Source organism: Streptomyces sp. Ru73 (assembly GCF_002920575.1).
In the GTDB taxonomy this organism is placed as follows: Bacteria; Actinomycetota; Actinomycetes; order Streptomycetales; family Streptomycetaceae; genus Streptomyces.
This window is the reverse complement of sequence record NZ_PQSQ01000078.1, coordinates 17,821-39,574: the sequence shown is the minus strand read 5'-3', so window position 1 is coordinate 39,574 and position 21,754 is coordinate 17,821. Positions and strand designations below refer to the sequence as shown.

The 21,754-nt window shown below is 73.9% G+C and carries 22 protein-coding genes and 1 pseudogene; 11 read left to right on the top strand and 12 right to left on the bottom strand.

Annotated features, from left to right (window positions below; translation table 11 throughout):
- Positions 1-1,147, bottom strand: a 1,147-nt coding sequence (locus tag C3486_RS27215; protein WP_258053022.1) for a serine/threonine-protein kinase, incomplete at its 3' end; no start/stop codon positions are given.
- 327 nt (positions 1,148-1,474) lie between these two features.
- Positions 1,475-2,434, bottom strand: a complete 960-nt coding sequence (locus C3486_RS27210; RefSeq protein WP_103835408.1) for an ROK family protein — start codon at positions 2,432-2,434, stop codon at positions 1,475-1,477.
- A 159-nt stretch (positions 2,435-2,593) separates the two neighbouring features.
- Between C3486_RS27210 and C3486_RS27205 the strand changes: the two genes are divergently transcribed.
- From C3486_RS27205 to C3486_RS27190, 4 genes are all read left to right on the top strand, one after another.
- Positions 2,594-3,625: a LacI family DNA-binding transcriptional regulator gene (locus C3486_RS27205; protein ID WP_103835413.1), complete on the top strand. Its 1,032-nt coding sequence runs from the start codon at positions 2,594-2,596 to the stop codon at positions 3,623-3,625.
- Between the two features lie 175 nt (positions 3,626-3,800).
- Complete coding sequence (locus tag C3486_RS27200; protein WP_103835407.1) at positions 3,801-5,204, top strand: rhodanese-like domain-containing protein; 1,404 nt, start codon at positions 3,801-3,803, stop codon at positions 5,202-5,204.
- The gene (locus tag C3486_RS27195; protein WP_103835406.1) at positions 5,201-5,959 is read left to right on the top strand and encodes a sulfite exporter TauE/SafE family protein; all 759 of its coding nucleotides are present in this window, start codon (positions 5,201-5,203) and stop codon (positions 5,957-5,959) included. Before C3486_RS27200 ends, C3486_RS27195 begins: the two co-directional genes overlap by 4 nt.
- A gap of 70 nt (positions 5,960-6,029) precedes the next feature.
- Positions 6,030-6,608 (top strand): rhodanese-like domain-containing protein, encoded by a 579-nt coding sequence (locus tag C3486_RS27190; protein ID WP_103835405.1) that lies wholly within the window; start codon positions 6,030-6,032, stop codon positions 6,606-6,608.
- 14 nt (positions 6,609-6,622) lie between these two features.
- Here the strand turns inward: C3486_RS27190 and C3486_RS27185 are convergent.
- The 5 genes and pseudogenes from C3486_RS27185 to C3486_RS27165 all read right to left on the bottom strand — a co-directional run.
- Positions 6,623-7,908 (bottom strand): annotated as a pseudogene (locus tag C3486_RS27185) (aldolase/citrate lyase family protein); the annotation flags it as partial.
- A gap of 226 nt (positions 7,909-8,134) precedes the next feature.
- Positions 8,135-9,097 (bottom strand): electron transfer flavoprotein subunit alpha/FixB family protein, encoded by a 963-nt coding sequence (locus C3486_RS27180; RefSeq protein ID WP_103835403.1) that lies wholly within the window; start codon positions 9,095-9,097, stop codon positions 8,135-8,137.
- Positions 9,098-9,172: 75 nt separating this feature from the next.
- Positions 9,173-9,958, bottom strand: a complete 786-nt coding sequence (locus tag C3486_RS27175; RefSeq protein ID WP_103835402.1) for an electron transfer flavoprotein subunit beta/FixA family protein — start codon at positions 9,956-9,958, stop codon at positions 9,173-9,175.
- Between the two features lie 211 nt (positions 9,959-10,169).
- The gene (locus C3486_RS27170) at positions 10,170-10,679 is read right to left on the bottom strand and encodes a flavin reductase family protein (protein ID WP_103835401.1); all 510 of its coding nucleotides are present in this window, start codon (positions 10,677-10,679) and stop codon (positions 10,170-10,172) included.
- Positions 10,680-10,903: 224 nt separating this feature from the next.
- Positions 10,904-11,305: a thioredoxin family protein gene (locus C3486_RS27165; protein WP_103835400.1), complete on the bottom strand. Its 402-nt coding sequence runs from the start codon at positions 11,303-11,305 to the stop codon at positions 10,904-10,906.
- A 250-nt stretch (positions 11,306-11,555) separates the two neighbouring features.
- Between C3486_RS27165 and C3486_RS27160 the strand changes: the two genes are divergently transcribed.
- A complete protein-coding gene (locus tag C3486_RS27160) occupies positions 11,556-12,269 on the top strand; it encodes a 1-acyl-sn-glycerol-3-phosphate acyltransferase (protein WP_103835399.1) in 714 nt (237 codons plus the stop codon).
- A gap of 7 nt (positions 12,270-12,276) precedes the next feature.
- On the opposite strand, the gene C3486_RS27155 is transcribed toward C3486_RS27160, so the two are convergent.
- The 4 genes from C3486_RS27155 to C3486_RS27140 form a co-directional block, all read right to left on the bottom strand.
- On the bottom strand, positions 12,277-12,972 hold the full coding sequence (locus tag C3486_RS27155; protein WP_103835398.1) for a B3/4 domain-containing protein: 696 nt from the start codon (positions 12,970-12,972) through the stop codon (positions 12,277-12,279).
- A gap of 97 nt (positions 12,973-13,069) precedes the next feature.
- Positions 13,070-14,155 carry a low specificity L-threonine aldolase gene (locus C3486_RS27150; protein ID WP_103835411.1) on the bottom strand — a complete coding sequence of 362 codons (1,086 nt, stop codon included), beginning with the start codon at positions 14,153-14,155 and terminating at the stop codon, positions 13,070-13,072.
- 80 nt (positions 14,156-14,235) lie between these two features.
- Positions 14,236-14,997: an SDR family NAD(P)-dependent oxidoreductase gene (locus C3486_RS27145; RefSeq protein WP_103835412.1), complete on the bottom strand. Its 762-nt coding sequence runs from the start codon at positions 14,995-14,997 to the stop codon at positions 14,236-14,238.
- Positions 14,998-15,026: 29 nt separating this feature from the next.
- Positions 15,027-16,412: a DUF6421 family protein gene (locus tag C3486_RS27140; protein WP_103835397.1), complete on the bottom strand. Its 1,386-nt coding sequence runs from the start codon at positions 16,410-16,412 to the stop codon at positions 15,027-15,029.
- Between the two features lie 309 nt (positions 16,413-16,721).
- On the opposite strand from C3486_RS27140, the gene C3486_RS27135 reads away from it, so the two are divergent.
- The 3 genes from C3486_RS27135 (at position 16,722) to C3486_RS27130 (ending at position 18,466) form a co-directional block, all read left to right on the top strand.
- On the top strand, positions 16,722-17,489 hold the full coding sequence (locus C3486_RS27135) for a PadR family transcriptional regulator (RefSeq protein ID WP_219822254.1): 768 nt from the start codon (positions 16,722-16,724) through the stop codon (positions 17,487-17,489).
- Between the two features lie 77 nt (positions 17,490-17,566).
- Positions 17,567-17,692, top strand: coding sequence for a hypothetical protein (locus C3486_RS38275; RefSeq protein ID WP_258053021.1), 126 nt, complete (start codon positions 17,567-17,569; stop codon positions 17,690-17,692).
- 90 nt (positions 17,693-17,782) lie between these two features.
- Entirely contained in the window at positions 17,783-18,466 is a 684-nt protein-coding gene (locus C3486_RS27130; RefSeq protein WP_103835395.1) for a glycerophosphodiester phosphodiesterase family protein, read from the top strand.
- Between the two features lie 32 nt (positions 18,467-18,498).
- On the opposite strand, the gene C3486_RS27125 is transcribed toward C3486_RS27130, so the two are convergent.
- The gene (locus C3486_RS27125; RefSeq protein WP_103835394.1) at positions 18,499-19,041 is read right to left on the bottom strand and encodes a GNAT family N-acetyltransferase; all 543 of its coding nucleotides are present in this window, start codon (positions 19,039-19,041) and stop codon (positions 18,499-18,501) included.
- 171 nt (positions 19,042-19,212) lie between these two features.
- Between C3486_RS27125 and C3486_RS27120 the strand changes: the two genes are divergently transcribed.
- The 3 genes from C3486_RS27120 (at position 19,213) to C3486_RS27110 (ending at position 21,637) form a co-directional block, all read left to right on the top strand.
- Positions 19,213-19,605, top strand: coding sequence for a VOC family protein (locus C3486_RS27120; protein ID WP_103835393.1), 393 nt, complete (start codon positions 19,213-19,215; stop codon positions 19,603-19,605).
- A 305-nt stretch (positions 19,606-19,910) separates the two neighbouring features.
- Positions 19,911-20,474 carry a DUF5134 domain-containing protein gene (locus C3486_RS27115; protein ID WP_103835392.1) on the top strand — a complete coding sequence of 188 codons (564 nt, stop codon included), beginning with the start codon at positions 19,911-19,913 and terminating at the stop codon, positions 20,472-20,474.
- A 227-nt stretch (positions 20,475-20,701) separates the two neighbouring features.
- Entirely contained in the window at positions 20,702-21,637 is a 936-nt protein-coding gene (locus C3486_RS27110; protein WP_103835391.1) for a M56 family metallopeptidase, read from the top strand.
- Positions 21,638-21,754 lie beyond the last annotated feature (117 nt).

Genomic DNA, 21,754 nt, shown 5'->3' with positions numbered 1-21,754 from the left:
CGGACGCGTCCGTGGGGGGCGTTGGGGTGGGATGTGTGGGGCGCGGGGTGGCGGGGGCGCTGGCTGTTGGGGGGCGGTCGTCGGTCCGCTGGTCCGGGGCGAGCAGGGCGTACGTCGCTCCGGCGGCGGCCAGTACTGCCACGGCCGCGGCGGCGAGCCATGCCCGGCGGCGGCCGGGACCGGGACCGTTCACCGGCCCGGGTACGGCAGCCGAGGGCGGCGCCGGGGCCGGTGGTGGGCCGAAGCCCGGTGGCGGGGCGGCGGCCGCGCGTACGTCGCGTTCCGTCGGTGAGCGGAGCGGCGCCGCGGCGGCCGGGGTGCGGCCCCCGGCGACCGCGCGCAGCATCTCGCGGGCCTCGGCGGCCGGCGGGCGGGCCGCGGGGTCCTTGGCCATCAGGGCGCGGAGCACCGGCGTCAGGGGACCGGCCCGCCGCGGTTCCGGGAGCGGTTCGGAGACGATGGCGGTGAGCGTGGACCACACCGACGTACGGCGGAAGGGCGCGGCGCCCTCCACCGCCGCGTACAGGGTCATGCCGAGGGACCAGATGTCCGAGGCGTAACCCGGCGCCAGTCCCTGGGCGCGCTCGGGCGGCAAGTAGTCGAGCGAGCCGACGAGTTCACCGCTTCGAGTGAGGTGGGTACGCGTGCCGTCGTCCGGCGCCTGGATGCTGGCGATGCCGAAGTCGGTGAGGACGACCCGGCCGTCGTCACCGAGCAGGATGTTGCCGGGCTTGATGTCCCGGTGCAGGACGCCGGCCCGGTGCGCGGCGTCCAGGGCGTCCATGACCTGCGCGCCGATCCCCGCGGTCTCCCGCGGGTCCAGCGGGCCGCGGTGGTCCATCACGCCGTCCAGGGAGGTGCCCTCGACCAGCTCCATGACGATGACGGGCCGGCCGGCCTCGTCGATCACGTCGTGGACGGTGATCACGCCGGCGTGCCGGATGCGGGCGGCGGCCCGCGCCTCGCGCCGCATCCGCGTGCGCAGGTCGGCCAGTTCCTCGGCGGAGGCGTCCGTGAAGGCCCGCAGCACCTTGACCGCGACCTCGCGGCCGAGTACCTCGTCGGTGGCGCGGCAGACCACGCCCATGCCGCCGCGGCCCAGCGTTCCGGTGACGCGGTACCGGCCGCCCAGCAGCCGTCCCGTCAGGTCGGTACCGCGCGCGGCACCGCCTTCCCCGGCCGCCTGTCCGTGTTGCCCTGGTGAGCCGTACTCTCCCGGTGACCCGTTCTCCCCCGTCGGCACCTGTGCGTCCCCCTGGTCCCTCGTCCCGCGCGAGCGTGGTGGCGGAACACAGACTAGGGGTGGAGCGGCGTACGCGGCAGCACGCCAAAGCGGCGCGGGACCACACGGAGGGAGGGTCCCCGCCGGGAGCGGGAGCCCGCGGGAAGGGGGAGCCCGCGGGAAGGGGGAGCCCACGGACCGGCCCTCCGCCCCGCCCGCCGCGCCGAAGCGGCCGCCGCCCCCGACCCCGTCTCAGCCCGAAGCCGCCCCCGCCAGTGCGTCCGACCGGTACTGCTGGGCCGCCGCCGCTGCGCCCACCACGCCTGCGTCGGTGCCCATCTGGGCCGGTACGACCGTGATATCGCGGGCGAAGGAGAGGGTGGCGTAGTCGCGCAGGGCGCGGCGGAGGGGGGTGAAGAGGATGTCACCGGCGTTCGCCACTCCCCCGCCGATCACCGCGATCTCGATCTCGACGAGCGTGGCGGTGGCGGCGATCCCGGCGGCCAGGGCCTGTGCCGCGCGTTCGAAGGAGCGGATCGCCACGGCGTCCCCGGCGCGTGCCGCCGCGGCCACGGCGGCCGCGGTGGCGTCGCCGTCCGGGCCCGGCCGCCAGCCCTCCGCGAGGGCGCGGCGGGCGATGTTCGGGCCGCTGGCGAGGCGTTCGACGCAGCCGCGCCCGCCGCAGGGGCAGGGGTCGCCGTCGAGATCGACGCTGATGTGGCCGATGTGACCGGCGTTACCGGTGGGGCCGGGGTGCGGGCGGCCGTTGAGAACCAGGCCGCCGCCGACGCCGGTGGAGACGACCATGCACAGGGCGTTGCGGTGGCCGCGTGCGGCGCCCTGCCAGTGCTCGGCGGCGGTCATGGCCACGCCGTCGCCGACCAGCACCACCGGAAGGCCGCCGGTCCGCTCGCGTACGCCCGCGACCAGCGGAAAGTCCCGCCAGCCGGGGATGTTGACCGGGCTGACGGTGCCGGCCTGCGCGTCGACGGGGCCCGCGCTGCCGATGCCGACGACCGTCGTACGGGTCCACTCCGGCGCGGCGGTCAGCTCGTCGAGCACCGCCGTCACCGCGCGCATCACGGCCGCGCCGTCCTCCTGTGCGGGGGTGGGCCGGGTGGCCCGTACGAGCAGCCGGCCCCGGTCGTCCACCAGCGCCCCGGCGATCTTCGTGCCGCCGATGTCCAGTGCTGCGTTGAGGTCGGTCTGCATCGGCGTGGAATCTCCTGGTCGGCGGGTGGGCCGGGACGGTTCGCCCCGGAGTGCAGGAGGCCAGTGTGGTCACTCTTGACAACGTTGTCCAGACGGCGTTGTGCAGACGTTATGCTCTACGCCACACGCCGTACCCGACAGAACCAGGACCACCGCACCGTGACCGACACCGCCCGGAGCAGCAACCGCTACGGCACCCGGCCCACGATGAAGGACGTCGCGGCGCGTGCCGGCGTCGGGCTCAAGACGGTCTCGCGCGTGGTCAACGGCGAGCCGGGCGTCACGCCCGACACCGAGCGCCGGGTGCAGGACGCCATCACCGCGCTGGGCTTCCGCCGCAACGATTCGGCGCGCGTGCTGCGCAAGGGCCGTACGGCCAGCATCGGGCTGGTGCTGGAGGATCTGGCCGACCCCTTCTACGGGCCGCTGAACCGCGCCGTCGAGGAGGTGGCGCGCGACCACGGGGCGCTGCTGATCAACGGTTCCAGCGCCGAGGACCCGGCCCGCGAGCAGGAGCTGGTACTGGCGCTGTGCGCCCGCCGGGTGGACGGGCTGGTGATCATCCCGGCCGGTGACGATCACCGGTACCTCCAGCCGGAGATAGCGGCCGGGGTCGCCACGGTCTTCGTGGACCGGCCGGCCGGGGAGATCGAAGCGGACGTGGTGCTCTCGGACAGCTTCGGGGGCGCGCGGGACGCGGTGGCGCACCTGATCGCGCACGGCCACCGGCGGATCGGCTTCATCGGCGACCAGCCGCGCATCCACACCGCCGTGGAGCGGCTGCGCGGTTACCGTACGGCGATGGCCGAGGCGGGGCTGCCGGTCGACGAGTCGTGGGTGGCGCTGGGTTCGACCGCGCCGGAGCGGGTGCGGACGGCTGCCGAGGCGATGCTCTCCGGGCCCGAGCCGGTCACCGCGCTCTTCTCGGGCAACAACCGCGTCACGGTGACCGCCGTACGCGTGCTGGCCGGCCGGGAGCGCCCGGTCGCGCTGGTCGGCTTCGACGACTTCGAACTGGCCGATCTCATCACGCCCGGCATCACCGTCGTGGCTCAGGACGCGGCCCGGCTGGGCCGCACCGCCGCGACGCTGCTCTTCCGCCGGCTGGACGGCGCCGACGAGCCGCCCCAGCAGCGCGTCATTCCCACCCGGCTCATCCCCCGCGGCTCGGGCGAGCTGCCGCCCGCCTGACCCCAGCCCGGCTCTCCTCCTCGGCCCCGCCCGTCCGTGCGCGGGGCTTTCCTATGGGCCCAGCAGGACCGAAAAAATACCCCCGGGGGTACTTGCTGTTATGGTGGGGAAACGGATACCCCCCGGGGTAAATCCGCGAGTACGTTTCTCGATACCGAGGGAAAGGGGCGCTGCTGTGTTCTTCGTCGACACCCTGGAGTTCGCGGGGCTGGGCAACCGCAGCTACCTGGCCGGAGGCCGGGCGGCCGCTGTGGTGATCGACCCGCCGCGCGACATCGACCGGGTCCTCGCGGCCGCGGCGCGGCGCGGGGTGCGGATCGCGTACGTGGCCGAGACCCACGTGCACAACGACTACGTCACCGGCGGGCTGGAGCTGGCCCGGATATCCGGCGCCCGCTACCTGGTCCCGGCCGAAGCGGCGGTCTCCTTCGCGCGCACGCCGGTCGCCGACGGCGACACGGTGGCGGTCGACGAGGGGCTGGTACTGCGGGCGGTGGCGACCCCGGGGCACACCCCGCACCACACCTCGTACGTGCTGGAGGAGGCGGGCCGCGGCATCACCGCGTTCACCGGCGGCTCGCTGCTGATCGGCACGGTCGGCCGGCCGGACCTGGTCGAGCCGCGGCTGACCGAGCAGCTGGCCCGGGCCCAGTACGCCTCGGCGCACCGGCTGGCCGAGGAGCTGGACGACGAGGTGGCGGTGCTGCCCACGCACGGCTTCGGCAGCTTCTGCTCGTCGGCGCAGGCCGAGGGGGACACCACGACGATCGGCGCGGAGCGGCGGAACAACGCCGCGTTCACCCAGGACGTGGACACCTTCGTCGCGGAGCTGCTGGCCGGGCTGGAGGACGTACCGGCGTACTACACGCACATGGCGCCGGCCAACGCGGCGGGCCCTGCGCCGGTGGACCTCACGCCCCCGGAGCCGGCCGACGCCGAGCAGCTCGCGCGGCGGCTGGCGGCCGGTGAGTGGGTGGTGGACCTGCGCAACCGGGTCGCGTTCGCCGCCGGGCACCTCGCCGGCTCGTTCAACTTCGAGGGCGAGGGGAAGCTGGCGACGTACCTGGCCTGGCTGATCCCGTGGGGCAAGCCGGTCACGCTGCTCGCCGAGACGCCCGAGCAGGTCGCCGATGCGCAGCGGGAGCTGGCGCGGGTGGGCATCGACCGCCCGGCGGCCGCGGCGACCGGAGCGCCGGAGAGCTGGGTGCGCGACGGCGAGGAGCTGCGTTCCTTCCCGCGGGCCGGTTTCGCCGACCTCGCGGCCGTCCCGGCGGACGAGCGCAAGGACCTGGTCGTCCTGGACGTACGGCGGGACTCGGAGCGCGCGGCGGCGTACATCGAGGGCTCGGTGCACGTCCCGATCCACGAGCTGCGCGAGCGGCTGCAGGAAGTGCCGCCGGGCGTGGTGTGGGTGCACTGCGCGGGCGGCATGCGGGCGGCCATCGCGGCGTCGCTGCTGGACGCGGCGGGCCGGGACGTCGTCGCCGTCGACGACGCCTTCGACGCGGCCGCCGCTGCCGGCCTCCCGCTGACGCACCCCGGAACCGCCGGCCAGGGCCGCGCCGATCACGCCGGATGAGCGCCGTCGTCCTGGCGCTGGCCGCCGGCGCCGTGGTCGGCCTCGCGCTCGGCGCGCTGGGCGGCGGGGGCAGCGTGCTCGCCGTACCGGCCCTGATCTACCTGCTCGGCTTCCCGCCGGCCGCGGCGACCACCGCGAGCCTGCTGATCGTCACCGCCACCTCGCTGACCGCCCTGTACGCGCACGCCCGTGCGGGCAACGTACGGTGGCGGGCGGGTGCGCTGTTCGCGGCTGCCGGACTGGTGCCGGCGGCACTGGCCGGTGCCGTGGCGGCCCGGCTGCCGCACTGGCTGCTGACCCTGGCGTTCGCGGCCGTCGCGGCGCTGGCGGCCGTCCGGATGCTGCGCTGCGCGCGGCCGGACGACGGCCCGCCGCGGCAGCCGTCCGCGGTACGGCCGGTCCGGGCGGCGGGCAGCGGCGCCGGTCTCGGCGCGCTGACCGGGCTGCTGGGCGTCGGCGGCGGCTTCCTGGCCGTGCCGGCGCTGGTCACCGTGCTGGCCTTCGAGATGCGGGCGGCCGTCGGCACGAGCCTGCTGGTCATCTCGGCCAACTCGCTGGCCTCGCTGGCCACGCGCGGCGCGACCGCGAGCGGCCTGGACTGGGCGGTGATCGCGCCGTTCACGGCCACCGCGGTCCTCGGGGCCTGGGACGGCAAGCGGCTGGCGGCGAAGGCGTCCGGGCCCGTGCTGCAGCGCGCCTTCGCCGTCGTCCTGCTGGCCGTCGCCGCGTTCATGGCCGTGGACGCGGTGACCTGACCCGGCGCCCCTCCCCCGTACCGACCCCTGAACCACGACCCCGACGCACCACACGAAAGGCAGAACCCCCATGACCGACACCGGTGTCACCCCCACCGCGCTCACCGTCGACCAGGCACGCGCGCGGCTCGGCGAACTGACCGTCATCGACGTGCGCACGCCCGGCGAGTACGCCGCCGGCCATGTGCCCGGCGCGTACAACGTCCCGCTGGACCGGCTCGGCGAGGCCGTGCCGGCGCTGCGGAAGGCGGCGGAGCGGGCCGACCTGCTGATGGTGTGCGCCTCCGGCAACCGCTCCGCGCGGGCCTGCGCCGACCTCGCCGCGCACGACGTGCCGGCCGCGACCCTGACCGGCGGCACCGAGGACTGGGCGCGGCAGGGCCTGGAGGTGCGGCGCCCGGAGGGCGCGCGCACCGTGTGGGCCATGGAGCGTCAGGTCCGGCTGGCCGCCGGCGGGCTGGTGCTGAGCGGGCTGCTGGCCGGGCGGCGGTGGCCCGCCGCCCGGCTGCTGTCGGCCGGCATCGCGGGCGGACTGGTCTTCTCGGCCGTCACCGACACCTGCGGCATGGCCCGGGTGCTGGCGAAGCTGCCGCACAACCGGGCCCGGCAGGACGACCTGTCCGCCACCCTGGCCGAACTGGCCGGCTGACGCCCGGGGCCGCCGGTCAGCCCGCCTGCGCCGGGCGCCCCGCGAGACCGTCCAGGTCGGCGCGGGTGAGCCCGGTCAGCCGGGCGACCTCGGCGATGTCCACCGCGCCGCAGTCCAGGCCGCGCAGCAGGTAGCCGCTGAGCGCCTTGGCCGTGGCGGGCTCGTCCATCACGGAGCCGCCGGCCTTGGACACGTACGCGGCGAGGCGCGCCGCGGCCTGCTCCAGGCCCTCGCGGTAGAAGGCGTACACGGCGGCGTACCGGGTCGGCAGGTGGCCCGGGTGCATGTCCCAGCCCTGGTAGTAGGCGCGGGCCAGCGAGCGGCGTACCAGGCCGTGGTGGAGCCGCCAGGCGTCGTGGACCTGGGCGGTGGGGCCGACCGGGAGGACGTTCGTGGAGCCGTCGGACAGCCGGACCCCCGTACCGGCCGCTGCGACCTGCATGACGGCCTTCGCGTGGTCGGCCACCGGGTGGTCCAGGGACTGGTACGCCGCGCTGACGCCGCAGGAGGCGCTGTAGTCGAAGGTGCCGTAGTGGAGCGAGGTGGCGCGGCCCTCGGCGGCCTCGATCATGCGGGCCACGGTGGCGCGCCCGTCGGCGCCCAGGATCGACTGGGTGGTCTCGATCTGGATCTCGAAGCCGATCCGGCCGGCGTCCAGGCCGTGTGCCTTCTCGAAGGACTCCAGCAGCCGCACCATGGCGGTGACCTGCTCGGCGTAGGTGACCTTGGGCAGCGTGAGCACCAGGCCCTCGGGGAGGCCGCCGGCCTTCATCAGGCCGGTGAGGAAGATGTCCAGGGTGCGGATGCCGCGGTCGCGGACGGCGGCCTCCATGCACTTCATGCGGATGCCCATGTACGGGGCCGCGGTGCCGTCCTGGTAGGCGGCGGCGATGGTCGCGGCGGCGCGGGCCGCCGCCTCGTCCTCCTCGGCGTCCGGGCGTGCGCCGTAACCGTCCTCGAAGTCGACGCGCAGGTCCTCGATGGGCTCGCGCTCCAGCTTGGCGCGTACCCGGTCGTACACGGGCTCCGCCAGCTCGTCGGAGATGCCGAGGACGGCGGCGAGGGCCGCGGCGTCCGGGGCGTGCTCGTCGAGCGCGGTGCGCGCGGCCTCGCCCCAGGAGCGGATGGTGTCGGCGGCGAAGACGTCACCGGGGACGTAGACCGTGTGGACGGGCTGCCGGGTGCCCGGGTCGCCTGGGTAGCGTCGCGCGAGGTCCGCGTCGACCTCGGCCAGGGCGGCTCCGATCTCCTCGCGTACGGTGCTCGCAAGGCTCGTGGCCACCGTCTCGTGCTGCCCCATTCGACACCCTCCCGATGCGGGGACGTCTCCGTCCCTGGTGATCTCTCAGAGATGCTGAACAAGCGGGTAAGTTTCGCTTCACGGAAGCGAATATCCGCATAGTGAAGCTATCTGTGCCGTCATGCCAGGTCAACACCTATCTTGGCCAGAAAGCCCCGCAGACGCGCCCGGGCCCCGTACGCGGCGCGCGTACGGGGCCCGGGCGGTGCGCCGGAAGAACCGGGGATCAGCCCTTGCGGGCCTTGATCTCGTCGGTCAGGGCGGGGACGACGTTGAAGAGGTCGCCGACGACGCCGTAGTCGACCAGCTCGAAGATCGGGGCCTCTTCGTCCTTGTTGATGGCCACGATGGTCTTCGAGGTCTGCATGCCGGCGCGGTGCTGGATCGCGCCGGAGATGCCGGCGGCGATGTACAGCTGCGGGGAGACCGTCTTACCGGTCTGGCCGACCTGGTTGGTGTGCGGGTACCAGCCGGCGTCCACCGCGGCACGCGAGGCACCCACGGCCGCGCCGAGGGAGTCGGCCAGCGCCTCGATGACGGGGAAGTTCTCCGCGCCGTTGACGCCACGGCCACCGGAGACCACGATCGCGGCCTCGGTCAGGTCCGGACGGCCGGTCGACTCGCGCGGGGTGCGGGAGACGACCTTGGTGCCCTTGGAGGAGTCGGCCACGGTGACGGCCAGCCCCTCGACCGCGCCGGCGGCCGGAGCGGCCTCCACAGGGGCGGAGTTGGGCTTGACGGTGATGACCGGGGTGCCCTTGGAGACCCGGGACTTGGTGGTGTACGAGGCGGCGAACACCGACTGGGTGGCCACCGGGCCCTCGTCGCCGGCCTCCAGGTCGACGGCGTCGGTGATGATGCCGGAGCCGATGCGGATGGCCAGGCGGGCGCCGATCTCCTTGCCCTCGGCGGAGGAGGGCAGCAGGACCGCGGCCGGGGAGACGGCCTCGACGGCGGCCTGGAGGGCGTCCACCTTCGGGGCGACCAGGTAGTCGGCGAACTCGGCGGCGTCGGCGGTCAGGACCTTCACCGCGCCGTGCTCGGCGAGGGCTGCGGCGGTGTCGGCCGCGCCGTTGCCGAGGGAGACGGCGACCGGGTCGCCGATGCGGCGGGCGAGGGTGAGCAGTTCGAGGGTGGGCTTGCGGACGGCGCCGTCCACGTGGTCGACGTAGACAAGGACTTCAGCCATGGGATTGCACTCCTGCGGGAAAGAACGATGCGGGTGGAGGGGCGACCGGCCGGGGGATGCCCCGGCCCCAGGGCCTTAGATGAACTTCTGGCCCGCGAGGAACTCGGCGAGCTGCTTGGCGCCCTCGCCCTCGTCCTTGACGATCGTGCCCGCGGTGCGCGCGGGGCGCTCGGTGGCGTCCTCGACCTTGGTCCAGGCGCCCTCCAGGCCGACCTCGTCCGCGTCGATGTCCAGGTCGTCCAGCTCCAGCTCCTCGACCGGCTTCTTCTTGGCGGCCATGATGCCCTTGAAGGAGGGGTAACGGGCCTCGCCGGACTGGTCGGTGACCGAGACGACGGCCGGCAGGGCGGCCTCCAGCTGCTCGGTGGCGGTGTCGCCGTCCCGGCGGCCCTTGACGGTGCCGTCCTCGACGGAGACCTCGGAGAGCTGGGTGACCTGCGGGACGCCCAGGCGCTCGGCCAGCATCGCCGGCAGCACGCCCATGGTGCCGTCGGTGGAGGCCATACCGCAGACGACCAGGTCGTAGCCGGTCTTCTCGATGGCCTTGGCCAGCACCAGGGAGGTGCCCACCGCGTCGGTGCCGTGCAGGTCCTCGTCCTCGACGTGCACGCCCTTGTCGGCACCCATCGACAGCGCCTTGCGGATCGCGTCGTTGGCGTCCTCGGGACCGACGGTGAGCACGGTGATCTCCGCGTCGTCGGCCGCTTCCTTGATCTGGAGAGCCTGCTCGACGGCGTACTCATCCAGCTCCGAGAGCAGACCGTCCACGTCGTCGCGGTCGACGGTCAGGTCCTCGGCGAAGTGCCGGTCGCCGGTGGCGTCGGGCACGTACTTCACACAGACAACGATCCTCAGGCTCACGCCGGCTCTCCTACCTGCTTCGTCGCTTCACAACTGCCTTGTGCTGGCAGCATAGGCGCCTGTTGGGGCGGCTCCCGGTCGGGTGCGCTTCCCCGCGCCGACCGAAATATTACTCGTCAGTACACCTTTGGATTTACCCGATCGCAAGCTCGCCGAACTGTGACCTTGCCAACGGCCCCGACCTGGCGTGTCGGGGCCGCCGGCAGGGGCGTCAATCGCGTAGGGCGGTGAAGCGGCCCTGGTGGTAGAGCAGCGGCCGGCCGGCGCCCGACGGGTCCCCGACGACGACCTCGCCGAGCACGATCCGGTGGTCGCCGGCGGGCACCCGCGCCACGACCCGGCAGACCAGCCAGGCGAGCACGCCGTCGAGCACCGGGACGCCCTGGGGGCCGGTGCGCCAGGAGGTGGGCGCGGCGAAGCGGTCGGCGCCGCTGCGCGCGAAGGTGGCGGCCAGTTCCTGCTGGTGCTCGCCGAGTATGTGGACGCCGACGTGCTCGGCTTCCGCGATGACGGGCCAGCTGGAGCTGTTGGTGCCCACCCCGAAGGAGATCAGGGGCGGTTCGGCGGCGACCGAGGTGAGGGAGGTGGCGGTGAAGCCGACGGGGGCCGTGCGCCCCTGTGCGGTGATCACGGCGACTCCCGCCGCGTGCTGCCGGAAGACCGAGCGCAGCAGTTCGGGGGAGGCCAGCTGGGGTGCCGCGAGATCGGGCGAGACGGTCATGGAGGGGTCCTTCTGCCGTGGTGTACGAGCGGTGTCGTCGTCGCTGCTCACTCGCCCGGACAGCGCGCGCTGGCGGTGCGCAGGAGGTCCACGTGGGCGCGTGCGTACAGAAGGGGATCCGGCGGCATGACGTCAGACTGACGATGTGTGCGTGATGCAGTCAAGTGCTCACCGGCAGGTGCGACCACCATCACGCAGTGTGTACGCACCATGCGGACGCGGGGTCAGCCCGCCACGGCCGCGCCCAGTGCCGCGATGACGTCCGCCTTGCGGGGCTGGCCCGCGGCGCGCCGGACGACCGTGCCGGCCGCGTCCAGCACCAGGACGGTCGGGGTGCGCGCGATGCGCAGCTCCCGCACCAGATCGAGGTGGGCCTCGGCGTCGATCTCGACGTGGGCCACGCCCGGCACCATTCCGGCGACGTCCTCCAGCGTCCGGCGGGTGGCCCGGCACGGCTGGCAGAACGCGCTGGAGAACTGCACGAGCGTGGCCCGCTCCCCCAGCCCCGCGCCGATCCGCTCCGCGGTCAGCCGCTCCGGCCCGTGCTCTTCCGCTGCCTGCCCTGCCACCTTCGGCCTTCCGTCGCCGCGCCGGTGTGCGTACCGCGCGTCCCTCTCGTCCTTCATGGCCAGCGTAGGCGGGCCGCCGGTCATTCCCGCCGGGGCGACGGAACGGCGGGGTGGCGGAACGGGCGCGGCGGGGTACGCGGCAGGTGCCATCGCACGCGACGTGACGAGGATCTCCCGTCCCGAAGCGGCGCGGCGGTAGCCCCTGCGGCCGTGATCGGGCACGATCTCCGGAAGCCGCAAAGCTACGGCCGCGTAACTTCCCGCCGGGAGAACCCCTCCCCAGGCACACAGAAGGGGAACCCCCGACATGGCAGAGCTCGTCTATCCGCCCGTCATCGGTTTCGCCCGGACGGCGTTCAAGGCGCTCGACCTGAAATTCGACATCGCGGGCACCGAGAACATCCCGCGGCGCGGCGGCGCGGTGCTCGTCAGCAACCACATCGGCTACCTGGACTTCATCTTCTGCGGCCTGGCGGCACGGCCCGCCAAGCGGCTGGTGCGCTTCATGGCGAAGGACTCCGTCTTCCGGCACAAGGTGTCGGGGCCGCTGATGCGCGCGATGAAGCACATCCCGGTGGACCGCTCGCAGGGCGTGCACGCCTACCGCCACGCGCTGAGCGCGCTGCGCGGCGGCGAGATCATCGGGGTCTTCCCCGAGGCCACGATCTCCGAGTCCTTCACCCTGAAGACCTTCAAGTCGGGTGCGGCCCGGCTGGCCCAGGAGGCCGGCGTGCCGCTGCTCCCGATGGCGCTGTGGGGCACCCAGCGGCTGTGGACCAAGGGCCACAAGCGGGACCTGGGACGGAACCACTTCCCGGTCACCATCCGGGTCGGCGAGCCCGTCGAGGCGCCCGCCGACGAGCAGCCGGAGAAGATCACCGACCGGCTGCGCACCCGGGTGCAGGACCTGCTGGAGGCGGCGCAGCGCGCGTACCCGGTGCGCCCCAGGGGCCCGGAGGACACCTGGTGGGTGCCGGCCCACCTGGGCGGCACCGCGCCGGCGCCGGGCACGGTGGGCTGAGGCCGGCTCAGCGCCGGATCTCGCCCATCTGGATGCGCGCGCCCGGGGAGAACTTCTCCAGCGTCTCGGCGAGTTCGGCGCCCGCCTCCTCCAGCGCGTCGAGGCTCATCGGCGCCATCCGCTCCAGGAGGAACAGCGCGCCGGTGGAGTCCTCGGTGAGCCGGGTGCGGACGCCCTGGCGCCAGTTCCAGCGGCGGCAGGTGACGCCGGCGGCGTCCCGCCAGACGACCTCGCCGGGCTCGGGGTGCTCGATGACCGGCTCGCCGCCGGCTGCCGTCTCGAAGGGCTCGTCGCCGGTGGCGCGCACCAGGTGCATGTCGCCCTCGATGCGGTCCAGGTCCTCGCCGCCGACCGGGACGACGTGCGCGACGCTGATCGCGTTGTAGACGTCGACCAGGCGGTTGACGCGGGGCAGGCCGCCCTCGGCGAGGGCCCGCCGGGCCAGCGCCTCGGCGGAGTTGCGGGTGCGCGAGGGCTTGGCGCCGAAGGCCGAGTACGCGGCGCGCCAGGCGGCGATGTGCGGTTCGTCCTGTGGGGGCGCGCCGCCCAGCCGTACGGCGAGCCGGGCCGCCGCCTCGTCCAGGAGGGCCGAACTCGCTTCGTCGCTGGGCCCGTTGACCAGGTCGCGGGCCTCGACGACGAGGTGCGCGAAGCCGGGGGCCAGCGCCCGGACGTCATCGGAGACGGTGACGGAAATGCTCATGCCCGGCATTCCAGCACGCGTCCACATGGTTCAGCAAGCTGCACTTTGCAGTACAAGCCACTGAACCATGCGGACGGCGTGATCGTGCCGGCCCCCGTTACGGCCTGCCCATCTCCTCGCGGAGCGCGGCCACGAACCCGTCCACGTCGTCCTCCGTGGTGTCGAAGGAGCACATCCACCGGACGTCGCCGGCCGCCTCGTCCCAGAAGTAGAAGCGGTAGCGCTTCATCAGCCGCTCGCTCACGTCGTGCGGCAGCCGCGCGAAGACGGCGTTGGCCTGCACCGGGTAGAGGATCTCCACCCCGTCGACCGTGCGCACCCCGTCGGCCAGCCGCTGCGCCATCGTGTTCGCGTGCCGGGCGTTGCGCAGCCACAGGTCCTTCGCGAGCAGCGCCTCCAGCTGCACGGACACGAAGCGCATCTTGGAGGCGAGCTGCATCGACAGCTTGCGCAGGTGCTTCATGGCGCGCACCGCGTCGGGGTTGATGACGACCACGGCCTCGCCGAAGATCGCACCGTTCTTCGTGCCGCCGAGCGAGAGGATGTCCACGCCCACGGCGTTGGTGAACGCCCGCATGGGAACGTCCAGCGACGCCGCGGCGTTGGCTATCCGGGAGCCGTCGAGGTGCACGACCATGCCCCGCTCGTGCGCGTGCTCGCAGATGGCCCGGATCTCGTCGGGGGTGTAGAGCGTGCCCAGTTCGGTGTTCTGCGTGATCGACACGGCCTGCGGCATGGCCCGGTGCTCGTCGTCCCAGCCGTACGCCTCGCGGTCGATCAGCTCGGGCGTGAGCTTGCCGTCCGGGGTGGGCACGGTCAGCAGCTTCAGGCCGCCGACCCGCTCCGGCGCGCCGCACTCGTCCACGTTGATGTGCGCGGACTCCGCGCAGATCACCGCGCCCCAGCGGTCGGTCACGGCCTGCAGCGCGACGACGTTGGCGCCGGTCCCGTTGAAGACCGGGAAGGCCTCGGCCGTCGGCCCGAAGTGGCTGCGGATGACGCGCTGGAGGTTCTCGGTGTACTCGTCCCCGCCGTAGGCGATCTGGTGACCGCCGTTGGCGAGGGCGAGCGCTTCGAGGATCTCGGGGTGCGTGCCGGCGTAGTTGTCGCTGGCGAAACCGCGTACCGAGGGGTCGTGGTGCCGCCGCGCGTCGGTCCGGCCGGCGCCGGCGGCGGGGCCCACGGCCCGGTCCACCGCCTCGCGCACGGCGGGGCCGACCGCCTCGCGCACGGCCTTGCTGACGGCCTCGGTCACGGCTTCGCTCACGGCTTGGGGGTCAGCCACAGACGCTGTCCATTCACTTCCTGGGCGGGCCGGTTCCAGACGCCGACGACGGCTTCTGCCAGCTCCGTCACGTCCGTGAAGCCCGCGAACTTGGCGTTCGGTCGCTCGGCGCGCATCTGGTCGTTGACGAGCGCCTTGACCACCAGGATGGCAGCCGCCGCGTGCGGGCCCTCCTCGCCCCCGGCCTTGCGGAAGGCGTCGGCCAGCGCGAGCGTCCAGGCCTCGGCCGCGGCCTTGGAGGCGGCGTACGCGGCGTTCCCGGCCGTCGGCTTGGACGCGCCCGCCGCGCTGATCAGCAGGTAGCGGCCGTTGCCGCTGCGCTTGAGCGGGCCCTCGAAGGCGAGCGAGGTGTGCTGGACCGTGCGGATCAGCAGCTTCTCCAGCAGCTCCCAGTCGGCGAGGTCGGTCTCCGCGAAGGACGCGGAGCCGCGCCAGCCGCCCACGAGGTGCACCAGCCCGTCGATCCGGCCGAATTCCTTCTCCGTGCGGTCCGCCCAGTCCCTGGTGGCCGCCAGGTCCAGCAGGTCGACGGTGTCGCCGGTGACGGTCGCGCCGCCGTGCGCGTACCGTGCGGCGTCCACCGCCTCGGCCAGCCGCTCGGCGTCCGCGTCGGCCGCGACCACCGTGGCCCCCGCCTCGGCCAGCCGCAGCAGCGCCGCCCGGCCCGCCGGGCCGCCCGCGCCGGCCACCGCGACGACCGCGCCCTCCAGTACGCCCTTGTTCCCGGTCGAGATCGTCATCTCCGCCTCCCGCTGCTCCTCGTCCGCGCTCACGCCGCCGCTCCCGCCGTGATGCCCTTGGTGGAGGCGATCACATCACGGAGCTTCTTGCGCAGGGCCTCATAGAACATGCTCAGCGGGAATTCGTCCGGAAGCACGTCGTCGACGAGTTTGCGCGGCGGCAGGCTCAGGTCCAGGCCCTCGGCACCCTTGGCCCAGACCGAGCCGGGGTGCGGCGCGAGGTACGTGGAGACCAGGTCGTAAGCGGCCAGCCAGTGCACCAGCTTCGGGCGGTCGATGCCGTCCCGGTAGAGCTTCTCGATCTCGCCGCACAGCTGCTGGGTGACCACCGGGGCCCGCTGCCAGTCGATGTGCAGGGTGTTGTCCGTCCAGCGCACGACGTCGTGCTTGTGCAGGTACGCGAAGAGCAACTGGCCGCCGAGGCCGTCGTAGTTCTTCACGCGGTCGCCGGTGACCGGGAAGCGGAACATCCGGTCGAAGATCACGGCGTACTGCACGTCCCTGGCCTGCGCCAGGCCCTCGGCCTCCAGCTTCACGGCCTCCTTGAAGGCGGTGAGGTCGCAGCGCAGCTCCTCCAGGCCGTACATCCAGAACGGCTGCCGCTGCTTGATCATGAAGGGGTCGAAGGGCAGGTCACCATGGCTGTGCGTGCGGTCGTGCACCATGTCCCACAGGACGAACGCCTGCTGACAGCGGTCCTGGTCGGCGAGCATCGCGCGGACGTCGTCCGGGAGGTCGATGCCGAGGACCTCCACGGCGGCCTCGCTGACCCGGCGGAAGCGCGCGGCCTCGCGGTCGCAGAAGATGCCGCCCCAGGTGAAGCGCTCGGGGGCCTCCCGCACGGCGATGGTCTCGGGGAAGAGGACCGCGGAGTGGGTGTCGTACCCGGCGGTGAAGTCCTCGAAGGTGATGCCGCAGAACAGCGGGTTGTCGTAGCGCGTGCGCTCCAGCTCGGCCAGCCACTCGGGCCAGACCATGCGGAGCACGACGGCCTCGAAGTTGCGGTCCGGGTTGCCGTTCTGCGTGTACATGGGGAAGACGACCAGGTGCTGCAGGCCGTCCCGGCGGTCGCGGGCCGGCTGGAAGGCGAGCAGCGAGTCCAGGAAGTCCGGCACGCCGAAGCCGTCGTCGGCCCAGCGGCGCAGGTCGGCCACGAGTGCGCGGTGGTAGGCGGCGTCGTGCGGCAGCAGCGGGGACAGCACCTCGATGGCGGATATCGCGCGCTCCACCACGTCGCGGACGTCCGCGGCGGCGGGCGCGCCCGGGGCGCCGAGGTCGATGGAGCCGTCGGCGGACTGCCAGGGCCTGATGGCCTCGATCGCGTCCTTCAGGACCGGCCAGGCCGCGTGCTCGACAACGCGCTCAGCCGTCGTCGTACCCGCCTGGACACCCACAGGCGAAAGAATTTCCGTCATGACTGCCCTCCGGCAGGAGATCGTGTGGTGGGGACACCGTAACCAGAGAGGCTTCGGCCTCTCAAGGGGGAGCGGCGGAAATCATCCTGCGATACCCCCGTCGCAGGAGATGTTTTTCCTGCGGAGGGAGCGTCTGCCCGCGTTTTCTGCCATGTACACCCGCTACTGCCCCATACGGGTGACGGCCGTACGGGCTACCGGGCGAAAGCGGTCGTCACCGCGCGCCACACGGTCAGCGACCGGTCAGGAGCGTCCGGATTGCTGCGATCTTCGTGCTCCGCGGCCATGGCGCCCCGCCGCGCCCCGAGGATGACCGGGTCCGACCGCACGCCGCACCGCCGCCAGGGGGCCATCACGTACCCGCGACTCCCCGTCACCGCCTGGGCCGTGCTCGGGCTGCTCTCCTTCCGTGACGGCCGCACCGGCTACGACCTCAAGAAGTGGGCCGACGCCTCGCTCCGCTTCTTCTACTGGTCGCCCGCCATCAGCCAGATCTACGCCGAACTGCGCCGCCTGGAGGAGCTGGGCCTGGTCACCTCCCGGCGCTCCGGCCCCGAGGAGCCGCGCGCCAAGCGCCGCTACACCATCACCGAGGACGGCCGGCAGGCGCTCGCCGCCTGGGCCGACGCGACACACGAATGCGGCCCGCCGGTCCTCAAACACCCCCTCGTACTGCGCGTCTGGCTGGGGCACCTGGCCGTGCCCGACACCCTGCGCACCCTCGTGGAGCGACACCGCGAGCGCACCAGGGCCGGGCTGCGGGAGGTGCGGAAGGCGCTGGCCGGCGCCGGGGCGGGGACCGAGTGGGACTTCCCGCGGGTCGCGCTGGGCTGGAGTGAGCGGCAGCACCTGGCCGAACTGGAGCTGGCCGAGGCGATGCTCGCGGACCTGGAACGGCTGCGGCGGGCGGCGCCCGAAACCGCGGGGCGGCCCTCGGAGATGGCAGGGCGGGCGGCACCGGAGGCCGGGGGGCGGGCTGCGCCGGAGACGGCGGGGCGGGCGTCGGAGCAGCGGGGCCGTGCCCCCTCGGTGGCGCCCCCGCGTCAGCGCGTGGAGGACGCGCCCACGCACGGGTGACCGGATTCGCCGGTCAGCGCCCCGCCCGGGTAGGACAAGTGCCCCCGAACCGCCCGCCCGAGAGGGAGTCGTCCACCGTGAGCACCCGTGCCGTACTGGTCGCCGCCGTCATCACCGGCCTCGTCCTCGGAGTCGCCAGCGCCCGCTCCGGGCACGCCGCGACGACATCCGGCGTTCCCTTCGCCGTCAGCACGGCCCGTTAGGCTGGCCGCCGTTTCCGGCAGCCGTGCCACGGCCGGCGGCCGGTCCCGTACCGCCAGCCCAGCGAGACAGCCACAGATAGCGAGGCAGCCTTGACCTTCCTGACCATCGGACACCGCGGGGTCATGGGCGTGGAGCCGGAGAACACCCTGCGTTCCTTCCGCCGCGCCGAACGCGAGGGGCTCGACCTCATCGAGCTGGACCTGCACCTCAGCAAGGACGGAGCGCTCGTCGTCATGCACGACGCGGACGTGGACCGTACGACGGACGGGCAGGGGCCGATCACCGAGCACACCCTCGCGGCGCTGCGCGAGATGGACGCGGGCCAGGGCGAGCGCATCCCCGTCTTCGAGGAGGTCGTCGAAGCGGTGGCGGCGCCGCTGCAGGCCGAGATCAAGGACGTCGCGGCGGCCCGCGCCCTGGCGGACGTGCTGCGCCGGCGGGACCTCGTCGACCGGGTCGACGTGATCTCCTTCCACGACGAGGCGCTGGACGCAATCCGCACGCTGCTGCCGGGCGTCCGCACGGGCCTGGTGGCCAGCCGGTACGGCAAGGACGTGGTGGACCGGGCGCGCGCGGTGGGCGCGGAGTACGTGTCGCTGAACATCCGGCGGCTCACCCTGGAGCTGACCGAACGCGCGCACGCGGCGGGCCTGCGGGTGCTCGCCTGGACCGTGAACACCCACGACCAGCTGCGGATCGCCCGCGGCCTCGGCCTGGACGGCGTGGTGACCGACTTCCCCGAGATCCGCCGGGCGACGCGCTTCACGGCGTAGCGGGCGGGCGGCGCCCCGCCGCGGGAGGCCGGTCAGGCCAGCTTCTTGACCAGCAGCTCGAATTCCAGGTCGTCGCGCTGCGGGACGCCGAAGCGCTCGTCGCCGTACGGGAAGGGGCTCATCCGGCCGGTGCGGACGTAGCCGCGGCGCTCGTACCAGGCGATCAGCTCGGCGCGCTGCCGGATGACCGTCATGTGCATCTCGCGCGCGTCCCACTCGGTGCGCACGATGCGCTCGGCCTCGGCGATGATCACCTTGCCGAGGCCGCCGCCCTGGAGCGTGGGACGCACCGCGAACATGCCGAAGTAGGCGTGCTCCCCGCGGTGTTCGAGCTGGCAGCAGGCCACGAGCTCGCCGTCCCGCTCGGCCACCAGGAGCCGGCTGCCCTCGGCCGCGACCACCGCAGCGACGCCCTCGGGGTCCGTGCGCTGGCCCGCCAGCAGGTCGGCCTCCGTGGTCCAGCCCGCGCGGCTGGCGTCCCCCCGGTACGCCGACTCGATCAGCTCGACGAGCGCGGGCACGTCGGACGCGGTGGCGGGGCGGAAGGTCAGCTCGGGTGCGGGCGTGGCGGGCATGGCGGGCGGGGGTCCTCTCGGGGCGGGCGGGGCCGGTGGGTGCGCCGCGGGCGGGTGGCCCGGCGGCGGCGCGCCGGGCGGGCGTGGCGCCCGGACGTGTCGAGGCTAACAAGGGCCGGTGCCCGCACGTCGCCGTGTTCCGGATGCCGGGAAGCCCTTAGGGTCCGAGCCATGGTGCAGGTACTGAGCAGCAGAGTCCTGGTACGCCCGGCCGACCCCGAGCGGTCGCGGGAGTTCTACGGCACGGCGCTGGGCCTCCCCGTGTACCGGGAGTTCGGCACGGGGCCCGAGCGCGGGGTCGTGTACTTCCTCGGCGGCGGCTTCCTGGAGGTCTCGGGCCGGTCCGAGGAGCCGCCCACCGCGACGCTCCAGCTCTGGCTCCAGGTCGCGGACGCGGCGGCGGCGTACGAGGAGCTGGCGGCGAAGGGCGTGGAGATCCTGCGGCCGCCGGTCAAGGAGCCGTGGGGGCTGATCGAGATGTGGATCGCCGACCCCGACGGCCACCGCATCGTCCTCACCGAGGTCCCGGCTGACCATCCGCTGCGGTACCGCCCGGGGATCTGAGGGCGACGGTCGTCCGAGGGCGTCCCGGAACCCGAGGGCGCCCGGGAACCTGAGGGCGCCCAGGTATCCGAGGGTGCCCAGGTATCCGAGGGCGCCCAGGTATCCGAGGGCGCCCGGGAATCCGACGGCGGCCGGATCCGGGGATGAATCGCCCAGCCGCTCCCGGGCGATTCGTACACACGCTCCCTCGTGCGCCTGTGCGCCCCCGTGAAGCCGGGTTCGGGCGGGCATCCTGCGAGCGGAAGAGATCGTTCGCGCCGGGCCGCGGCGGGACGGTCCGTACGTGCTCCAGGGGGAGGTGCGCCGTGCACGGACCGGCGTTGACCGGCTGGCTGCTGGTCGTACTGTGCGCAGCCGCGGGCGTGTACTGCCTGCTGCGCTCGCGCGCGGGGGCGGAGCGGGACCGGGCCCGCCGCGTGCGGGCGCGGGGTGAGGCGCTGATGGCGCTGGGCATGGCGGCGATGGCGCTGCCGGCCTCGGCGGTGCCGCTGCCCGGCTGGACGGCGTGGGTCTATGTGGCGGTCTTCGGCGCGACGGCGGTGTGGGCCGCCGCCGCCCGGCATCCGCACCATGTGATCGGCTCGGCCGCCATGGTCTACATGGCGCTGGTGATGACGGCGGCACCGGCCGGCGGCGGGCACGCGGGCCACGGCGGGGCGGGCGGCGTACCCGTCCTGACCGGCCTGCTGCTCGCCTACTACGCCGTGCACGCCGTCGCCTCCGGCATACGGCTGATACCGGCCCCCGCCGTGCTGGCGGCGGGGAGCGCGCCGGGCGGCGGGGTGGCCGCCGTGCCCCGGCCGGAGCTGCTGAGCGCGTGCCGGACGGCCATGAGCATGGGGATGTTCACGATGCTGCTGACGGTGTGAAGCACGAGCGGCACGGGCGGGCCCGACAGCGGCGGGAAGCGGCCGACGGCCGGTTCGGAGTGACGGCGGTGGCCGCTGCGGCTCCCGGATGGACTCATGGGCACGGGCTCATGGGACCGGACTCATGGGCACCCCTGAGCGACGTACACCTCATCTGTCGGTGGTATGCGTCACTTCCGCGGCGAGACCGTACCTCTCGGTAGCCCGCCGATCCTAGAGTGACGGCCATGATGGTCCCCTTCGCGCTGATCGTCCTCGGCGCGCTGGCGGCGGCAGTGGCGCCGCGCCTGATGGCCCGTGCCGACTGGCCCGACCGCGAGCCGGTGCTCGCCCTCTGGGTCTGGCAGTGCGTGGTCGCCGGTGTGCTGCTGTGCTGTGTGCTGGCCATGTCGCTGAGCGCCGCCGCGGCCTGGGAGGCCGTCCGCGGCAACGTCTTCGCGCTCGCCCCGCACGACGTCATCGAGGCGTACGCGCTCGGTGCGTACGGCTCCTGGGCCGCGCCGCTGGCCGTCCTCCTCGCCTGTGGCGGGGCGTGGACCGCCGTCGTGCTGACCCGGGAGGTGCGCGCCGCGCGGGCCCGCCGCAAACAGCGCCGGGCCGACGTGGCGCTGCGCTCCCCGCTGCTGCCCGGCGAGGAGCGGACCGGCGACCCGCTCGTGGTGCTGGAGGGCGACCGCGCCGAGGCGTGGTGGCTGCCCGGCCTCTCGCCCCAACTGGTGGTGACCACGGCCGCGCTGCGCCGGCTGAAGGGGCAGCAGCTGGACGCGGTGATCGCGCACGAGAAGGGCCACGCACGCGCCCGCCACCACCTGCTGCTGCACTGCGCGGCGGCGCTGGCGGTCGGGTTCCCGCAGGTGCCGGTCTTCGCCGCGTTCCAGGACCAGGTGCACCGGCTCGTCGAACTGGCCGCCGACGACATGGCCTCCCGGCGCTTCGGGCGGCTGACGACCGCCCTGGCGCTGGTCGAACTGAACGAGGACCGCGGGGTGTTCGGCCCCACCCCGACCCAGTGCGCGCAGGTCCCGGCGCGGGTCGACCGGCTGCTCGCGCCCGCTTCCCGGCTGACGCCGGGCCGCCGGCTGGGCGTGACCGCCGTGGCCTCCCTGGTGCCCGTCGTCCCGCTGCTGATCACCTTCGTACCGGGACTGAGCGCGCTCGCGTAAGGGGTCGCTCCCCGCCTCCCCCGGTGCTTCCCACTTCCCGGCGCCCCGGCCCGGCACATGGCGCGACACACATGCCGTCGCGAGTGGCCGCGGCCGGGGTCGGTCCGTCAGGATCGG